The sequence below is a fragment of the Haloarcula marismortui ATCC 43049 genome (genome assembly GCF_000011085.1).
GTDB lineage: Archaea > Halobacteriota > Halobacteria > Halobacteriales > Haloarculaceae > Haloarcula > Haloarcula marismortui.
In genome coordinates, this window is sequence record NC_006396.1 from 1 (window position 1) to 16,444 (window position 16,444).

The 16,444-nt window shown below is 62.5% G+C and carries 14 protein-coding genes; 4 read left to right on the forward strand and 10 right to left on the reverse strand.

Annotated elements, in window-relative coordinates; genetic code table 11:
• Positions 1–9: 9 nt before the first annotated feature.
• From RR_RS04035 to RR_RS04050, 4 genes are all read right to left on the reverse strand, one after another.
• Complete coding sequence (locus RR_RS04035; RefSeq protein ID WP_011222771.1) at positions 10–957, reverse strand: biotin--[acetyl-CoA-carboxylase] ligase; 948 nt, start codon at positions 955–957, stop codon at positions 10–12.
• A 61-nt stretch (positions 958–1,018) separates the two neighbouring features.
• Positions 1,019–2,869 (reverse strand): acetyl-CoA carboxylase biotin carboxylase subunit, encoded by a 1,851-nt coding sequence (locus RR_RS04040; RefSeq protein ID WP_007188208.1) that lies wholly within the window; start codon positions 2,867–2,869, stop codon positions 1,019–1,021.
• A gap of 139 nt (positions 2,870–3,008) precedes the next feature.
• A complete protein-coding gene (locus RR_RS04045) occupies positions 3,009–3,314 on the reverse strand; it encodes a hypothetical protein (protein ID WP_004963491.1) in 306 nt (101 codons plus the stop codon).
• A 2-nt stretch (positions 3,315–3,316) separates the two neighbouring features.
• On the reverse strand, positions 3,317–4,867 hold the full coding sequence (locus RR_RS04050; RefSeq protein ID WP_049938649.1) for an acyl-CoA carboxylase subunit beta: 1,551 nt from the start codon (positions 4,865–4,867) through the stop codon (positions 3,317–3,319).
• Between the two features lie 141 nt (positions 4,868–5,008).
• On the opposite strand from RR_RS04050, the gene RR_RS04055 reads away from it, so the two are divergent.
• Positions 5,009–5,632 (forward strand): uracil-DNA glycosylase family protein, encoded by a 624-nt coding sequence (locus RR_RS04055; RefSeq protein WP_049938651.1) that lies wholly within the window; start codon positions 5,009–5,011, stop codon positions 5,630–5,632.
• Between the two features lie 46 nt (positions 5,633–5,678).
• Here RR_RS04055 and RR_RS04060 read toward each other — a convergent pair whose 3' ends face one another.
• Complete coding sequence (locus tag RR_RS04060; RefSeq protein ID WP_007188211.1) at positions 5,679–6,470, reverse strand: helix-turn-helix transcriptional regulator; 792 nt, start codon at positions 6,468–6,470, stop codon at positions 5,679–5,681.
• 224 nt (positions 6,471–6,694) lie between these two features.
• On the opposite strand from RR_RS04060, the gene RR_RS04065 reads away from it, so the two are divergent.
• On the forward strand, positions 6,695–7,675 hold the full coding sequence (locus tag RR_RS04065; RefSeq protein ID WP_004963476.1) for a DMT family transporter: 981 nt from the start codon (positions 6,695–6,697) through the stop codon (positions 7,673–7,675).
• Positions 7,676–8,145: 470 nt separating this feature from the next.
• Here the strand turns inward: RR_RS04065 and RR_RS04070 are convergent, their stop codons facing one another.
• The 3 genes from RR_RS04070 to RR_RS04080 all read right to left on the reverse strand — a co-directional run bounded on the left by RR_RS04070 (position 8,146) and on the right by RR_RS04080 (position 11,469).
• A complete protein-coding gene (locus RR_RS04070) occupies positions 8,146–9,483 on the reverse strand; it encodes a sodium-dependent transporter (RefSeq protein ID WP_011222775.1) in 1,338 nt (445 codons plus the stop codon).
• A gap of 223 nt (positions 9,484–9,706) precedes the next feature.
• Positions 9,707–10,417 (reverse strand): SDR family oxidoreductase, encoded by a 711-nt coding sequence (locus RR_RS04075; protein ID WP_011222776.1) that lies wholly within the window; start codon positions 10,415–10,417, stop codon positions 9,707–9,709.
• Between the two features lie 95 nt (positions 10,418–10,512).
• Positions 10,513–11,469 carry an NADPH:quinone reductase gene (locus RR_RS04080; protein WP_049938655.1) on the reverse strand — a complete coding sequence of 319 codons (957 nt, stop codon included), beginning with the start codon at positions 11,467–11,469 and terminating at the stop codon, positions 10,513–10,515.
• 397 nt (positions 11,470–11,866) lie between these two features.
• Between RR_RS04080 and RR_RS04085 the strand changes: the two genes are divergently transcribed.
• Both RR_RS04085 and sop2 read left to right on the forward strand, forming a co-directional pair.
• Complete coding sequence (locus RR_RS04085; RefSeq protein WP_049939125.1) at positions 11,867–14,068, forward strand: methyl-accepting chemotaxis protein; 2,202 nt, start codon at positions 11,867–11,869, stop codon at positions 14,066–14,068.
• A gap of 2 nt (positions 14,069–14,070) precedes the next feature.
• Positions 14,071–14,781, forward strand: a complete 711-nt coding sequence (sop2, locus tag RR_RS04090) for a sensory rhodopsin II (protein ID WP_011222779.1) — start codon at positions 14,071–14,073, stop codon at positions 14,779–14,781.
• A gap of 138 nt (positions 14,782–14,919) precedes the next feature.
• Here the strand turns inward: sop2 and RR_RS04095 are convergent, their stop codons facing one another.
• Both RR_RS04095 and RR_RS04100 read right to left on the reverse strand, forming a co-directional pair.
• The gene (locus RR_RS04095) at positions 14,920–15,252 is read right to left on the reverse strand and encodes a hypothetical protein (protein ID WP_007188218.1); all 333 of its coding nucleotides are present in this window, start codon (positions 15,250–15,252) and stop codon (positions 14,920–14,922) included.
• A gap of 143 nt (positions 15,253–15,395) precedes the next feature.
• On the reverse strand, positions 15,396–16,355 hold the full coding sequence (locus RR_RS04100; RefSeq protein WP_004518753.1) for a transcription initiation factor IIB: 960 nt from the start codon (positions 16,353–16,355) through the stop codon (positions 15,396–15,398).
• Positions 16,356–16,444: the final 89 nt, after the last annotated feature.

The window sequence follows — 16,444 nt, forward strand, 5'->3', positions numbered from 1 at the left end:
TCGTTGCGCTCACTCCGAAACCGGGCGGAGATGCTCACAGTCCCCCGCTGAAACGACCTCTGTACCGGATGCTGTCTCAATAACGAGCGCGCCCGGGAACTGTATGTCCACGGCTTCGCCCTCGATAGGGCCTCCCGGTGTCTCGACCCGGACCCGTTTGCCCAGCGTCGTCGCGTACTCCCGCCACGCCTCGACGACGCGCCCCGTATCCTGTCGCAACGCGTCGAATTCTTCTAGCAGTCGCTGCGTGAACAGTCGCCTGTCGAGCGGTTCGCCCCGTTCGGTCGAGAGACTCGTCGGGTTTGCTTCATCGGGCAGGTCTGCTGGGTCGACGTTCGCGTTGACCCCGATGCCCACGACGACCCAGGATACGCGGTCGGCCTCCCCCTCCATCTCGGTGAGGATGCCGACCAGTTTGCGCTCCTCGTCGCCGTGGCGGACGAGTACGTCGTTGGGCCACTTGATGCCGGCCTCGACGCCGGCCTCACGTGCCGCCCGTGTCACCGCGACAGCGGCCGCAAGCGTGAACACCGGTGCGTGGGCCATCGGCACGTCGGGACGGAACAGTACCGAGAGCCAGATTCCGCCGCTCGGCGAGTGCCAATCACGGTCGAGGCGCCCCCGGCCGCCGGTCTGTTCGTCGGCCAGCACCACAGTGTCTGACTCCCCTTCTGCCGCAAGGTCTCTGGCGCGTGCGTTCGTGCTGGGAATGCTGTCGTGGTACTCGACAGAAAACGGCGCATCGAGGCCGTATTCGACCGCGCTCGCCCCGAACTCCGGTACCGAATCGAGGGCGTAGCCCGCGTCGTCGCTACGGATCTCGAACCCCTCGTCACGGAGCGCTTCAACGTGCTTCCAGACCGCGGAGCGAGAGATATCCAGTTCGTCGGCGAGAGTCGGCCCCGAAACAGGACCGTCGGCCAGTGCATCGAGCACCCGGTGGCGTGTGTCGTTCATATCCGGGGCTTCGACCGGCCGGAATAAAAGGCGTCTGCAGTGCGCGGCGGGCAGGCCGCGCTCACCCGATCACAAAGAGCAAGTCGCCCATGTCGACGGATTCGCCCTCGCTGACGGCTACGTCGTTGACAGTGCCGCCGCGTTCGGCGACAATGTCGTTTTCCATCTTCATCGCTTCGAGCACACAGAGAACGTCGCCGGCCTCGACTTCGTCGCCTTCCTCGACGTTGACCTCCAGAATCGTCCCCTGCATCTCAGCGGCAACCTCCTGACCCTCGGCGGTGGTGGCACTGCCGCCTCCGCTGTCAGAGCTACTGCCACCCTGTGGCCGCTGTGGCTGGCTCCCACCGTCGGCGTCTACGTTGCCGACGTTGATTGGGGGTGCGCCGCGCTCTTCGAGGTCGACCTGGAAGCGCTTGCCGTTGACCTCAACGGTAAATTCGCGTTCGACGACTTCCTCGTCCTCGTCGCCTTCGCCGTCGGATTCGGTGACCGTGCCCCACTGCTCCTGCGCTTCTTCGATGCGCGTCCGGTCGAGGTGCTCGTCGAGGTACTTTGTGGTGTGTGTCCCGTTGACGAACTTCTCATCGGTGAGCATCAGGCGGTGGAACGGAACGACGGTCGGGATGCCTTCGATGTCGAAGTCCTTGAGCGCCCGTTTCCCGCGCTCAATACACTCCTCACGGTCCCCGCCGTAGGTGATGAGCTTCGCGATCATCGAGTCATAGTCCGTGACGAGGTCGTCGCCCTGCCGGAGCGCGTCGTCGAGGCGGACGCCGATACCGCCCGGCGGGTCGTAGGTGTCGAGGCTGCCGCCGGTTGCGGGCGCGAAGTCGTCAGCGGCGTTCTCGGCGTTGATGCGGAACTCCATCGCGTGGCCCTCGATTTCCACGTCGTCCTGGTCGAAGGTGATCTCCTCGTCCATCGCCACCCGCAGTTGCCACTTGACGATGTCGATGTCGGTGATCTCCTCGGTGACGCAGTGCTCGACCTGAATGCGGGTGTTAACCTCGAGGAAATAGAAGTTCGCCTCCTCACCGAGCAGTTCCCCTTGCTCGCGGTCGGTGTCCTCTTCGACGAGGAACTCGACAGTCCCGGCGTTGTAGTAGTCCGATTCGCGGACGCCGCGTCGGGCAGCGTCGCCGATCTTCTCGCGGAGCGCATCGTTCAGGGCCGGCGAGGGACCCTCCTCGATAACTTTCTGGTGGCGGCGCTGGAGCGAGCAGTCACGCTCGCCCAGATGCCGGACGTTGCCGTGGTGGTCGGCGATAATCTGGACCTCGATGTGGCGGGGGTTCTCCAGATAGCGTTCGAGATAGACAGAGTCGTTCGAGAAGTACGCCTCTCCCTCCCGTTTTGCGCTTTCGAGCTGTTCTTCGGCTTCTTCGGGGTCGTGGACGATTTTCATTCCACGGCCGCCACCACCGCCTTCGGCCTTGATAGCCACCGGGAACCCATTCTCCTCGCCGAACTCGACGACTTCCTCGGGGTCTTCGACCGGGTCGGTCGTCCCCGGGACGATAGGCACGTCAGCCGACTGCATGATCTTGCGAGCCTTCGTCTTCTCGCCCAGTGCCTCCATTGACTCACTCTCGGGGCCGACCCAGGTGACGCCGTCCGTTTCCTGCACGCGCGCGGCGAAGTCGGCGTTCTCCGCGAGAAAGCCGTACCCCGGGTGAATGGCGTCAGCGTCGGCCTGCTTGGCCGCGTCGATAATCGCTTCCTGGTCGAGATAGGAGTCTGCGGCACGGGCCGGACCGACGTTGTACGCCTCGTCCGCATACCGGACGTGACCGGCGTGCTTGTCGGCATCAGAGTAGACGGCCACTGTGCCGATGCCCAACTCCTCGCATGCGCGCATCACGCGCACCGCTATCTCCCCGCGATTAGCGACGAGCACCTTATCGAACATACGCCCTCATACTGAGAGTCGGCCCATAAAACTATGCGCAGATAGCGGCCAAATTTACATATATAATCATGTTAGTATAGAACATGACCACAAACCGACTCAGGGTGTCGCCGAGCAACTGACAAAAAACTGTCTGCGATTAGAACCGTTCGGCGCGGCCGGCAGCGCTCCAGGGGTCGGTCGGCGCGTCCGAGCGAACCCGAACGGACCGCTTCTGCGTGGCTTCAACGCGCCCGGAGAACGACCACTGTCTGCCGTCCCAGGAGTCACCGTCGTCTGCCGCCGCAGCCGCCGCGGCCGCTGCTGCCGCACGCTGGCGGTCGGTGAGGTGTGCGCCGATAGCGACGGCGATAGCAGCCGCTTCGGCCGTCGACGCGTCGTCGAGTTGGGCGGCGATTTCTGCGACCAGATCTGCATCGACAGCCGAGTCAGTGTCAGCCGCCATCGTTACAGTGGGATGTTGCCGTGCTTGCGGTCGGGCTGGTCCTTGCGTTTCCCCCGGAGGAGGTCAAGGTCGTCGATGAGCCGCGGGCGGGTTTCCTGGGGTTCGATGACATCGTCGACGAACCCGCGCTTGGCTGCGGTGTAGGGGTTCGCGAAGGCGTCGCGGTACTCGTCGATGAGTTGCTGGCGGCGTGCTTCCACGTCGTCGGCGTCCTCCAGTTCGTCGTCGTAGAGGACGTTGACCGCGCCCTGTGGCCCCATCACGGCGATCTCGGCGGTCGGCCAGGCGTAGTTCATGTCCGCGCCGATGTGCTTCGACGCCATCACGTCGTAGGCCCCGCCGTACGCCTTCCGCGTGATGACGGTCACCAGCGGCACGGTGGCCTCGGAGTAGGCGTACAGGAGCTTTGCGCCGTGGTTGATGATGGCGTTGGTCTCCTGGTCCTTGCCGGGCATGAACCCGGGCACGTCGACGAACGTCAGAATCGGGATGTTGAACGCGTCACAGAACCGGACGAAGCGTGCGCCCTTCCGCGAGGCGTTGATGTCGAGTGTGCCGGCGTTGACTCGCGGCTGGTTGCCAACGACACCGACGCTGTGACCGTCCATGCGGGCGAACCCGATGACGATGTTGCGCGCGAAGTCCTCAGCCACCTCGAAGAAGGAGTCCTCGTCGACGATACGCCCGACGACATCCGTCATGTCGTAGGGTTTCTGTGGCGCGTCGGGAACAGCCGATTTCAGTTCCTCGTCTCGGCGTTCGGGGTCGTCCCAGGGTTTGACCCGCGGCGGGTCCTCGACGTTGTTCTGCGGGAGATACGAGAGGAGGTAGCGGATGTCGTCCATCGCGTCCTTTTCATCGGCGGCCGTGAAGTGGGCCACCCCGGACTCGGAGGCGTGGGTCTTCGCGCCGCCGAGTTCGTCGAAGCCGACCTCCTCGCCGGTCACTGTCTCGATGACGTCGGGCCCGGTGATGAACATGTGGCTGGTCTCCTCGACCATGTAGACGAAGTCCGTGATCGAGGGGGAGTACACCGCGCCGCCGGCACACGGCCCCATGATGGCCGAAATCTGTGGGACGACACCGCTGGCTTGCTGATTGCGGTGGAAGATATCGGCATAGCCCGCCAGCGAGTCGATGCCCTCCTGAATCCGCGCGCCGGCGGAGTCGTTCAGCCCGATAATGGGTGCGCCCGTCTCGATGGCCTTGTCCATCACCTTACAGACCTTCTGGGCGAACGCCTCGCCCAGCGACCCGCCGAAGACGGTGAAGTCGTGGGCGAAGACGTACACCCTGCGGCCGTCGACTTTGCCGTAGCCGACGACGACGCCGTCTCCCGGTACTTTCTTGTCGGCCATGTCGAAGTTCGTCGAGCGGTGTTCACGGAGCGAGTCGATCTCGACGAAGGTGCCGTCGTCGAGGAAGTAATCGATGCGCTCACGCGCGGTGAGTTTCCCGCGGTCGTGTTGCGCCTCGATTCGTTCCTCGCCACCACCTCGTTCGGCCTCGGCTTTTCGTTCCCGAAGGTCCTCGACACGGTCATCGTGGCTCACGCGATATCACTTCTCCCGGACCGGAGCATATCCGACTCCTTGCGGGCATCCGAGAAAAGCGTTATCAAACTTAACCATTATTTCTCGTATTCGATAACGGAAACCGGCGGAGTTTTGAGCGACGGCCCGTTGCTTTCGCGCGTGAAGAACGTCACGGCCCGCCAGCACAACCCCTTTGGCTTCGACGCACCGTGTGAGCCGTTTGTGCCGGGGTACGGCGACGCCAACGCCCACTTCCACGTCATCGGTGACCACCCCGGCGTCCACGGTGGCGCAACGTCTGGCATCCCGTTTACCGACAACGCTGCGGCCGAACGCCTCCAGCGGGCGCTCGTTGAGGCTGGACTGCTCGCCGAGGCCGGCACGCCGCCAACCGTCGAGAAGACCTACCTGTCGTACCTGTATATGTGCGGCGGTGACCCACCGACAGACGCGGATTACGAAGCTCTGGAGCCGCTGTTCGACACGGAACTCCGGGCCATCACTGCCCACGTCCTCCTGCCTGTCGGCGAGCGGGCCACGCGACACGTGTTCGCGAACACGACCTCGGAGCCGACCGAGTCCATAGACATGGACGCGCGCCACGCCACGGAGGTCGTCGGGAGTGGCTGGCTCGTCTACCCGATCAAAGAGCCCGCGGAGTGGAGCGACGACGACGAAGACGCCCTTGTCGACGTCCTGACTGCGCTACTGAAGACCGACTATCGCCGCGAGGCGGACCTCGGGCGGTTCCTGCCGAACGACGACCCGTATCTGGTCCGGTAGCGGTTCTATTGATTCTTACAGCGGCTCCGACGATCAGAAACAGTGGCTACAGCGCCCACTCGTCGGAGAGCGGTTCCGCGGACGCCCAGTACGCGTCGAACGCCTCGATAGCCCACTCGCGGACGGCCGGCGCGGTCGTATCGATCGACGCCTGTAGAACGCCGTTGTCGTCCCGCAACAGCAGATGGACCACGTCGTCGGCGATCATCACCGCAAGTGGCACACCATCGGTTCGCACCCGGACTGACGCGTCCGGTTCGGCACGCAGCGATTCGAGTCGTTTCCGGAGTCGGTCGTCCGCCGCCAGTGCGTCTATCGCGCCGGGCGAGAACACGCCCGAGAACCGCTGTTCGCCGGCGGTGACCCGTTCCTGAACGACTCGAATCGCCTGGTCGTTGAACGCATGGGAGAACGTCCGGACTTCCTCGGCATCTCGAAGCAGGTCGAGCAATCGCTGGACCGGCGCGTTCGGGCGCGTCTGACTTGGAACGGTTATCGTGGCGTCGGCCAGATGTTGCAGGTCGAAGGCCATCGCATCGGTGGGGAGATACTGGACGATGTCGCGCAGCCGCCGCTCGGTTTCGAGGCTACCGAGGAGGTCGGTGAACCCGTTAGCAACGATGCGGCCCGTCGCCGTGGCGACGTACTCACCCCCTGTTCGGCGAATCCACGACCGCTCTTCGAAGTCAGCGATGATCCGGCCGAGCGTCGCCTGTGACGCGCCGGTTTCGGCCGCCAGTTCCCCGCGTGAGTGTGGCTCCGTGGCCAGAAGCCGCAACACCTCGACCCGGTTTGACGAGAGCGCGAGGAACTCGATCTCTTCGAGCGCCGATTCCATACCGCCACGTTAGGGAGTCCGTCCTAAATCGCTTTCGTAGTATGAAATAATTTCACACCGTGCACATCCGCCACGGGTGTTCGGCCGTTTCGCGTTATGTAATATTTTCTAAACGGGCCTATAAGCATCGATACCGTACTGTAGAGTACGATGATTCAGGTTTCTCTCCGTGCTCTCTCTGTCGGCTGTGCAGTCGTATCAGAAACTAAATACGAGGTGGCGGTATGATTTCGCGCCGGACGTTCGCCCTCGCCGCCGTTGCCAGTGTCCTGCTTGGCGGGACCTTCGTCGGCGCGAAGGCCGGACTGTCGTATCTCCCGCCGCTTCTGTTCGTCGCTCTCCGGTTCGACATCGCCGCTGTCGTGCTCCTTGGGTATGTTGTGGTGACGCGGTCCCGGGATGAACTGCTCCCACGGACCCGTGGCGACGTGCTTGGGATTCTCTCGACAGGCCTGTTCGCGCTCGGCCTCGCAAACGCGCTGATATTCGTCGGCCAGCAGTCCGCTACCAGCGCGGTTGCCGCTATCATCTTCAGCCTCAACCCGATACTGACGCCGGTGTTCGCCGCTATCTTGCTCTCCGACGAACGACTCTCGGCCCGCGGCGGTCTCGGGATGGTTATCGGCCTGCTCGGTGTCGGTCTCGTCGTTAGCCCTGACCCGGCAATGCTCCTGAGCGGGGGCATCGGCAAGCTCATCCTGTTCGCTGGCGCGGCTAGCGCGGCGCTGGGCAGCGTGCTCATCCGGTGGTCCGGCGGTGGCCTGTCGAGTACGGTCCGAACCGCATGGGCGCTCCCTGTCGCCGCCGCGCTCTGCCATGCGCTGAGCATCGGTATGGGCGAATCCGCGGCCACGGCGGTGTGGTCGCCGACTGCGATAGCAGCCCTGCTGTACGTCGGCATCTTCGCCGGCGCAATCGCCTACATCGCCTACTTCGGCCTGCTCGATGTCACCGGTGCAATTCAGGCCAACCTCATCTTCTACGTGGTCCCCGTCGTGTCAACGCTCGGCGGGTGGGCCTTGCTCGGTGAGGCAATCACCCCGACCGCAGTGGCGGGCTTCCTGACTATCTTCACGGGGTTCGTAGTACTGGGCAGCGAGTCGGTCGACATCCGGGCACTGCTCCCGGCTACTACCGACGAGGGTGACACTGTGTCCGAAAGTCTCGGCATTGCGGACGAACAGCGTGGGTTCGAGTCCGACTGAGATAGGCCGTTAGGGTGTCATATGCCTGTTTCGACCTCACTTAGGATAGGGAGTACACTGAGCCCGCCGGCCACAGAGATTCAGCAAAGTATTCACTCCACCGTCATGTATCCCTACGGGCATGACTGTCGGTGAAAATACACGCAGTCGACAACTGTTGATACCGATAGGCGGACTGGCGCTAGTGTTTCAGTCGATAGCGTTTGAGGGGACCTTCGGACTTATCGAGCATCCCGGTGTTTCCGGGGTCCTCAGAGACGTGCTGAGCGGTGGTCTATTGCTGGTGGCAACGGTCTGTCTCTTCGGTGGCGTGTATCTACGCCTGCGCAGTTCGTGAGCGACATGCCGCCCTTCTGCACGTGGCTAGGCTGCTACGGCTGGAAAAAACATCTCGCGACGACCGGATACACCGGGCGGTCACTACAAACCGTCGCGAAGAAGGTCCGCGGGAAACCGAGGCTGTGCGTCGGTTATATTGGCGGGATAATCGCGGGGTCCTCAGCGAGGAACAGCGTCTGCAGGCCGAGGACCAGCGTCAGGAGCACGCCGAGGATAACCACCGTTCGGACCATCCAGAGCCAGGTCGGACCGAATGCCCGGAGCCCACCCGTCCCCTGTCGGAGCTCGGCAACTGCGTTGGAGGAGAGCACCCAGCCGACGAACACTAGGATGAGCAGCACTGACAGCGGGAGGAACAGCTTGTACGCGAGCGTGTCGAACCAGCCGAACCACGCCAGGTCCCAGGCTGACGGGAATCCGAGAACGAACAGCACAACTCCGAGCATCGCCGCCAGAGACACTCGTGAGTATGACGTGTTGTCGACGCCGTAGGAGACTGTAACCTCGAGGAGGCTGATGGCGGAGGAAATTGCAGCGATGAGGACAACGCCGAAGAACACGACACCGAGGAGTCGACCTCCGGGGAGCTGTGGGAACGCCGACGCCATCGCGACGAAGATGGCCGACGGACCGCTGGTGTCGGGGCTGACGTTGATGGCGAAGAGAATCGGGAACACGACCAGCCCGGCCAGCACACCAACGAGCGTGTTCGTCACGACGATGATGCCACCATCCACCGGGAGGCTCTCGTCGTCACCGATGTACGAGGAGTAGGTAATCATGGCTGCCATCCCCAGCGAGAGGGTGAAAAACGCCTGTCCAACTGCGAACGGAATCAGGTCGCCAGCGTTCGCCGCCAGCGTGGAGAAGTCCGGTGAGAGGAAGTAGCTGTAGCCAGCCCCTGCTCCCTCAAGCGTGGTAACCCAGGCCGCCATCCCGATCATGAGGAGAACGATGCTGGGGACCATCACCTTCGTCGCCTTCTCGATACCGTCCTCGACACCCACTGCGACGATACCGACACAGATCAGCAGGAACAGTGCCTGTCCGACGACAGCTTCCGGCCCACTGGCGATGGCTCCGAAGTACTCCGCGGAGTTTCCGAAGTATGCGCCCGTTGCGCTACCGAGGATATATCGCATGACCCACCCGCCGACGACGTTGTAATACGAGAGGATCCAGAAGCCCGTAAAGACGCCCAGGCCACCGACGACCCGCCACTGCTTGAATCCGAGTTCCCCGAACGCGTCGACGGCATTGCGGTTCGTTCGCCGTCCGATGATGAACTCTGCCAGCATTGCCGGAAAGCCGATGAGCAACACGGCGACGAGGTAAAAGACGAGGAACACTGCGCCGCCGTTTGTCGCGGTCTTGAACGGGAACTGCCAGATGTTTCCGAGACCGACTGCGCTACCAATTGCTGCGAGAAGGAACCCGAGCCGTGAGGCCCACGTTTCTCTGTCACTCATTGTGATGCGGCATATTCTTTTGGGGTATAAAAACCACCGTGATTCCGATTCGCAATACTCCGCCGTAATATCAGGATAAAGACATAATTCCCGAAGCCAAACAACAGCCGAGACGTCAGCACTGATACCCCCTTGCCGCCGGTTCCTGACAGTGCGGATACGTGACGACGAGAAACGCGGGGCTAAGGCCGGGCGGCAGGCAGGCCAGATACAGCCACCAACGTCAGACCTCGCCGTACACCGGTACTGCCGCCCCGCTGGTCACGGCTGCGGCGTCAGAACAGAGGAACAACAGTACGTCGGCGATGTCTTTCGGGTCGACCCACGTCTCGAAATCAGCGTCGGGCACCATCTCCCGGTTCATCGGAGTGTCGATGACGCTGGGCATGACGGCGTTGGCTCGCACGGACCCGAGGTTCTCCGCCGCGATGGTCTCCGTTAGCAGTCGGACGCCGGCTTTCGACGCTCGGTAGAGGCCGTCGCCTGCACCGCCCTCCAGCGACGACCGCGCGGAGACGGAGACGATTGCGCCCTCGCTAGCCCGCAAGTGTGGAATCGCGTGTTTCGACGCCAGAAACATCGTCTTCAGGTTCACGTCGAACAGGAAATCGAACGTGGCCGCATCCGTCTCGTGGATCGGTGTGTCGCCGCGCCACGTTCCGGCGATGTTCAGCAAGTAGTCCAGTCGCCCGTGCTCGTCGACGACCGCGTCAATGGTGTCGGCGACGTCGTTCTCGTCGCTGAAGTCCGCCCGGTAGAAGTCCACGCGTTCGGGGTCGGAAAGCAGGAAATCCTCGGTGTTCGGTTCGACGATGTCACTACCACAGACGGTCGCCCCGGCCTTGAGAAAGGCGTTTGCGACCGCACTGCCCAGCGCCCCGCCAACGCCCGTGATCAGTACTATCTTACCGTCGAAATTATACCCGGTTGACATACAACTGTCAATGGATAGTAGTAATATAAAAGCCCATCTCAAGAAACCCGAGGGTCGAGTCTGTGGACCGACGATAGACGGTAGCGCCGGTCGGACTACGGCGTGACGACGAGTTTGCCGAGGAAGCTGTCGTTGCGCACGTCGTCGTGAGCGGCCGGGACTTCCGCGAGGTCGTAACGGCGGGCGACGACCGGCGTCAGTTCGTCGTCGGCCATGAGCGTCGCCAGTCGGGAAAGCACCGCGCCGAACTCGGGCGTGTTGAACATCGAGACGTGGTGGACGCTGAGGGCCTTAGCCCGGCAGCGCGGGACGTTCTCGAACGTCGCCGCGAGGTCGGTGTTCCCGATGGCGGCGATTCGCGCGCCCTGTGCGGCCACCTCGGCGTCGAACGCGAGGTAGTCGTCGAGCCGGTGGTCGAGAACCACGTCCGGTGCGCCGGCGTCGACCACCGCGTCGGCGAGGTCGTCCCGACTGTAGTCGAACACGTCGTCCGCACCGAGGTCGGCCAGTTGGTTGTGGTAGGCCGGTGACGCCGTCGTCGTCACCCGCGCTCCGTTCGCCGCAGCCAACTGGACCGCAACGTGGCCAACACCGCCGCTCCCGCCGTGAATCAGCGCCCGCTCGGCCGGCTCCAGCGAGCAGGCGTCGACGAGCGTCTGCCAGGCGGTGACGCCGACGAGCGCGACGGCCGCGCCCGCCTCGGCGGACACCCCGTCGGGGAGCCGCGCCAGATGTGATTCGGGAACAGTGACGTACTCCGCGCAGGTTCCCTGGAGCCAGTTGCCCAGCCCGGTTGCGAACGCCCGGTCGCCTTCGGTGACGGAAGCCACGCGCTCGCCGGTCGCGGCGACGGTCCCGGCACAGTCGGAGCCGGGTATCCAGGGCAGTTCGCCCGGTTCGTAGTCGCCGGTCCGGAAGTACGTATCGACCGGATTGACCGCCGCTGCCTCGACTTCGAGCAGGACCTCCTCTGGACCTGGCGTTGGTCGTTCGATGTCGTCGACGCGGAGCACGTCCGTCCCGCCATATTCGTGGAATCGTACAGCACGCATTGCAGTATGCGTCAGGCGGTATCGGCAAAACCTTTCCCCACAGTCCGCTCGGCTTCTGATATGGTTTTCATATCGCGGTACGTGCAGCGAAACCGCCGGCAGCGAACGGGTGGGGCCGGTGCCCATCTCTGCGACTGTAAGGTATATCAGTAGAGCAATAGAACGTTCCACCGGTAGCCGTTCCGAGGCGACGGATTTCTACAGTCGGTTGTGGTGCTTATCATCAGTGAGAATTGCGTAACAACCCTTTATTAGCAGGTTTGTGTAGAATTGCGTGATGGATTCAAATAGGGACTCGCCGCTCCCGAGCTTTATTGCTGGCAGTTACGCTGCCAGGCTCGGGGTGGCGCTTTCATTCGCGATACTTGTTATTATCGCTGCTGGAGTCCTGACAAGCGTGCAGGCGTCCGCCACTCTCGAAGAAGACGTGGCGGACGACATCACCGCGCTGTCAGAGACACAGGCAGTACAGTTAGACGACTGGCTGACGACATCGCGTCGGAACGTCCGGTCGACGTCGCGACTTCCCGTGTTCACCGACGGAACGGACACGGAGAAACAGCAACGACTGGAGGAGTTACGGTCCAACGAGGAACTACCGCCCGGTGTCGTCGCAGTGCACTACTTTGACACCGAGACAAGCGAGATTCGCGCCAGTTCGAATCAGGACTTCATCGGGGTCAACGCTGCCGAGCAAGGGGCACCGTTCGCTACGGACCCGCCGCAGTTCGACGGCCCCGACGACACGCACGTGACGGAGCCGTTCTCTGTCTCGGTCGTCGACCATCCGATAGTGGCCGTCGTTTCGCCGGTCCCCGGTGACGAAGACAGAGCGCTCGTGTACATGATCGATCTCCGGGAGAAGGCTGACCAGATATCGAGCCACCGCGAAGGGTCATTTACCACGGTTGTCAACACCGACGGGGAGTTCGTCTCACACCCCAACCACTCGATGATCGGGTCGACGGCACCGATTTCCCAGATGGAATCGGACCCGCTGGGCACGCTCGAACCCGGACAGAGAATGTTCCACGAAACAGACAGTATGTTGATGGGGCTGACCCGTCTCGAATCACACGACTGGGTCGTTATGGTCCACTCCGACCGGGAGGCCGCATACGCCCTGAGCGATCAGATCAACTCTGACCTCATTGGTCTCATCCTGCTTGCCGTCGTCAACCTTGGACTCATCGGGGTCACGATCGGCGGAAACACGATTGCTTCGCTGCGGCGGCTTTCAGTAAAGGCTGAAGCGATGGCCGACGGTGAGCTGGATGTCGACCTCGATACGTCCCGGGAAGACGAGTTTGGAACACTGTACGCTGCCTTCGATAATATGCGGGCAAACCTCCGGACACAGATATCTGAAGCCGAAACTGCCAAGCAGGAAGCCGAGGCGGCCAAAGAGCAGGCACAGGCTGCCCGTGAGGATGTCGAATCCGAACGCAACGAGATGGAGGCGCTGACCGGCCACCTCGAACTCAAGGCACAGCAGTACAGCGACGCCCTCGACGCAGCCGCCAACGGCGACCTCACCGCACGGGTGAAAACGGACAGCATGAACGACGCAATGGCGGAGGTCGGCGAGGACATCAACACGACGCTCGATGCGCTCGAAGACACAATCGCCGATATGAAAGCGTTCGCGACGAACGTCATCCAGTCCAGCGACCGTGTCAACTCGAACGCGGAGCGGGTCGACCGGGCTAGCAAGCAGGTGTCGAAGTCGATCAACGAGATCTTCGAGGGGACGACCGAGCAAAACGAAGGGCTTGAATCGGCGGCCGCAGAGATGCAGAACCTTTCGGCGACCGCACAGCAAGTCGCCTCCTCCGCCCAGCAGGTCGCCGACACGTCCCAGTCGGCCGCAAAAGTTGGCGAGGACGGCCGCGAAGCCGCACAGGAAGCTATTGCGGAGATGAGCGCTATCGAGGCCGAGACCGGCGAGACCGTCGAAGAGATCAACGCGCTCGACGATGAACTCGACGAAATCGGTGAGATTGTCGGCGTCATTACGAGTATCGTTGAGCAGACGAATATGCTGGCGCTGAACGCCTCTATCGAGGCCGCCCACGCTGACGGTGACGGTGAAGGGTTCGCTGTCGTCGCAGACGAGATCAAGGGCCTCGCAGAGGAGACCAAAGAGGCCGCCGCTGACATCGAAGGGCGCATCGAGGCCATTCAGGAGCAGGCCGGCGACACCGTCGAGACGATGGAATCGACCAGCACCCGAATCACTGAAGGCGTCTCGACGGTCGAGGAGACCGTCGACGCACTGGAGACCATCGTCGAGTACACCGAAGAGGTCGACACCGGCATTCAGGAGATCGACCGGGCGACCGAGGAACAGGCCCGGACCGCACAGGACGTGATGGGGACTATCGACGACTTGACGACGATCAGTCAGCAGACGGCGACGGAGGCGGACACCGTGGCCGGCGCGGCACAGGACCAGTCCGCGTCCATCGAAGAAGTGTCTGACTCCGCGACGGAACTCAGGCAGCGTGCTGACGATCTCGAATCGCTACTGGACCGCTTCACTGTCGAAAACTCCGCCGGGACGGGCACCGACAGCACGGCCGCTGTGGGGGATGACTAACAATGGCAACGATAACAACCTGGTTCACGCTGGGATTACTGGGTGAACTGCTCGGGACGGCGGTGCTGGCGTACGGCTACACGCTTGTCCCCGAAGAGACGCGGAAGCGGTATCTGCTGCTGATCGCGATTCCGGGTATCGCCATCGTTGCCTACGCGCTGATGGCGCTTGGCTTCGGGTCGATACAGAGCGAGGGGCACGCGGTGTACGTGGTCCGTTACGTCGACTGGCTGTTAACGACGCCGCTCAACGTCTGGTTCCTGGCGCTGCTCGCTGGCGCAAGCCGGGAGGACACGGTGAAACTCGTCGTCCTGCAGGCGTTGACTATCGTCTTCGGATTCGCCGGCGCGGTCACTCCATCACCGGTTAGCTACGCGTTGTTCGCAGTCGGTGGAGCGCTGTTCGGCGGCGTCATCTATCTCCTCTACCGGAACATCGCAGTGGCTGCGAAGTCGACCCTGTCCGACATAGAGGTCAGCCTGTACCGCACACTCCGGAACTTCGTTGTCGTCCTCTGGCTTGTGTATCCGGTCGTCTGGCTACTCGGTGCGGCAGGAGTGGGCCTCATGGATGTCGAGACCGCGACGCTCGTGGTCGTTTACCTCGACGTGGTCACGAAAGTCGGCTTCGGCGTCATTGCCTTGCTGGCGATGATCGACCTCGGCTCAGCCGGGGAGACCGCCGAGGAGCCGACAGCGGTTGCAGGGGACTAGCGAGGGGCAAGCGAAGCGCGCCCCTCGAAAATGCGAACGGCGACGAAAGGAGCCGTTCGCAGGGAGCGACCTTCGTTGCTGTGAAGTCCAGTTTTGTATGAGGCACTACACGCATATACGACGACACTCAACGGCCAGTCAGGACTGCTCTTCACTGGCAGTCCCAGTGGTCTCTGTCTCGTCAGTCGCGCCGGCCGCTTCAGTCCCGTCCACGGTATCGAGTGCGTCTGGAAGCTGATCTTGGATCAGCCAGAACGTCAGCCGGTAGACGCCATACCCGAGCAGGACGAATAACACAAGGTCGATAAGATACAGTTCGACGAATTCGAGGAGCGAAATTTCGTTGAGCGCGAGGTTGCCGGACAGGATGAGAAACTCAAGGGTGGCGAGGACAAACAGCGCGGGTGCAAAGAGGACCACCAGTCCGATGACGAGAAGTGCGACCCGTTTCTGTGAGGGGGAAACAGACATACCGCTAGTTCGCTGCCCAGACAGATAGCTCTACACGTTGCTTGTTACCAATCCTGTACCGACCGCCCACGCTATGCTATAGCTGACAGTGACTGAAGTGAACGGCGGACAGCGAGGGTATCGAATAAAGAGAAGCGCGCCAGTCAGTGGATGCCCATCGCTTCGATCTGCTCCTGATACCGGTTCCGGATGGTGACTTCTGTCACCTGAGCCACGTCAGCGACCTCGCGCTGGGTCTTCTTTTCGTTACACAGCAGCGAAGCGGCGTAGATGGCTGCGGCGGCGTAGCCAGTGGGTGATTTCCCCGAGAGCAGCCCTTGCTCGGCGGTGGTGTCGATGATTTCGTTGGCCTTCGACTGGACTTCCTCAGAAAGTTCCAGTTCGGAGGCAAACCGCGGGACGTACTGCTTGGGGTCGACCGGTTCCATCTTCAGTTCGAGTTCCTGAGCGACGTAGCGATACGTCCGGCCGATCTCCTTCTGTTCGACCCGGGAGACATCCGAAACTTCCTCTAGACTGCGGGGGATGCCTTCCTGTCGACAGGCCGCATACAGGCAGGCGGTGGCGACGCCCTCGATGGAGCGACCGCGGATGAGGTCCTCGTTGAGCGCCCGTCGATAGATGACCGAGGCGACTTCCCGGACCGACCGGGGGACACCGAGTGCGCTCGCCATGCGGTCGATCTCCGACAGTGCGAACTGCAGGTTCCGTTCGCCGGCGTCCTTGGTTCGGATGCGCTCCTGCCACTTTCGAAGGCGGTGCATCTGACTCCGCTTCTCCGAGGAGAGTGACCGACCGTAGGCGTCCTTGTCCTTCCAGTCGATCTGTGTGGTCAGCCCCTTGTCGTGCATCGTCTGGGTCGTGGGGGCTCCGACGCGTGACTTGGACTGGCGTTCGGAGTGATTGAACGCCCGCCACTCCGGCCCGCGGTCGATGTTCTCGTCCTCGATGACGAGGCCACAGTCCTCGCAGACGAGTTCACCACCGCCGTCGCTAGATATGGACTCCGACTCACACTCGGGGCAGGTCTGCTGGCCCGTGCTCTCGGACTCCTCCTCGCGTTCCTCCTGTTCAGAATCCCGCTGGCGCGTCGGCCGTTCCATGTGTTCTTTTACGGAGAAAAGCCAATCACGTATAAATGTTTGGGCGAGTCCGACAGTTTTGCCTGGTTTGGACGCGGTCTGTGAATCCT

Coding starts and splice junctions, on each gene's coding strand:
- RR_RS04095 (WP_007188218.1), bottom strand. CDS start 15,252: ATGTCTGTTTCCCCCTCACAGAAACGGGTCGCACTTCTCGTCATCGGA.
- RR_RS04035 (WP_011222771.1), bottom strand. CDS start 957: ATGAACGACACACGCCACCGGGTGCTCGATGCACTGGCCGACGGTCCT.
- RR_RS04100 (WP_004518753.1), bottom strand. CDS start 16,355: ATGGAACGGCCGACGCGCCAGCGGGATTCTGAACAGGAGGAACGCGAG.
- RR_RS04040 (WP_007188208.1), bottom strand. CDS start 2,869: ATGTTCGATAAGGTGCTCGTCGCTAATCGCGGGGAGATAGCGGTGCGC.
- RR_RS04080 (WP_049938655.1), bottom strand. CDS start 11,469: ATGCGTGCTGTACGATTCCACGAATATGGCGGGACGGACGTGCTCCGC.
- RR_RS04070 (WP_011222775.1), bottom strand. CDS start 9,483: ATGAGTGACAGAGAAACGTGGGCCTCACGGCTCGGGTTCCTTCTCGCA.
- RR_RS04045 (WP_004963491.1), bottom strand. CDS start 3,314: ATGGCGGCTGACACTGACTCGGCTGTCGATGCAGATCTGGTCGCAGAA.
- RR_RS04065 (WP_004963476.1), top strand. CDS start 6,695: ATGATTTCGCGCCGGACGTTCGCCCTCGCCGCCGTTGCCAGTGTCCTG.
- RR_RS04075 (WP_011222776.1), bottom strand. CDS start 10,417: ATGTCAACCGGGTATAATTTCGACGGTAAGATAGTACTGATCACGGGC.
- RR_RS04060 (WP_007188211.1), bottom strand. CDS start 6,470: ATGGAATCGGCGCTCGAAGAGATCGAGTTCCTCGCGCTCTCGTCAAAC.
- sop2 (WP_011222779.1), top strand. CDS start 14,071: ATGGCAACGATAACAACCTGGTTCACGCTGGGATTACTGGGTGAACTG.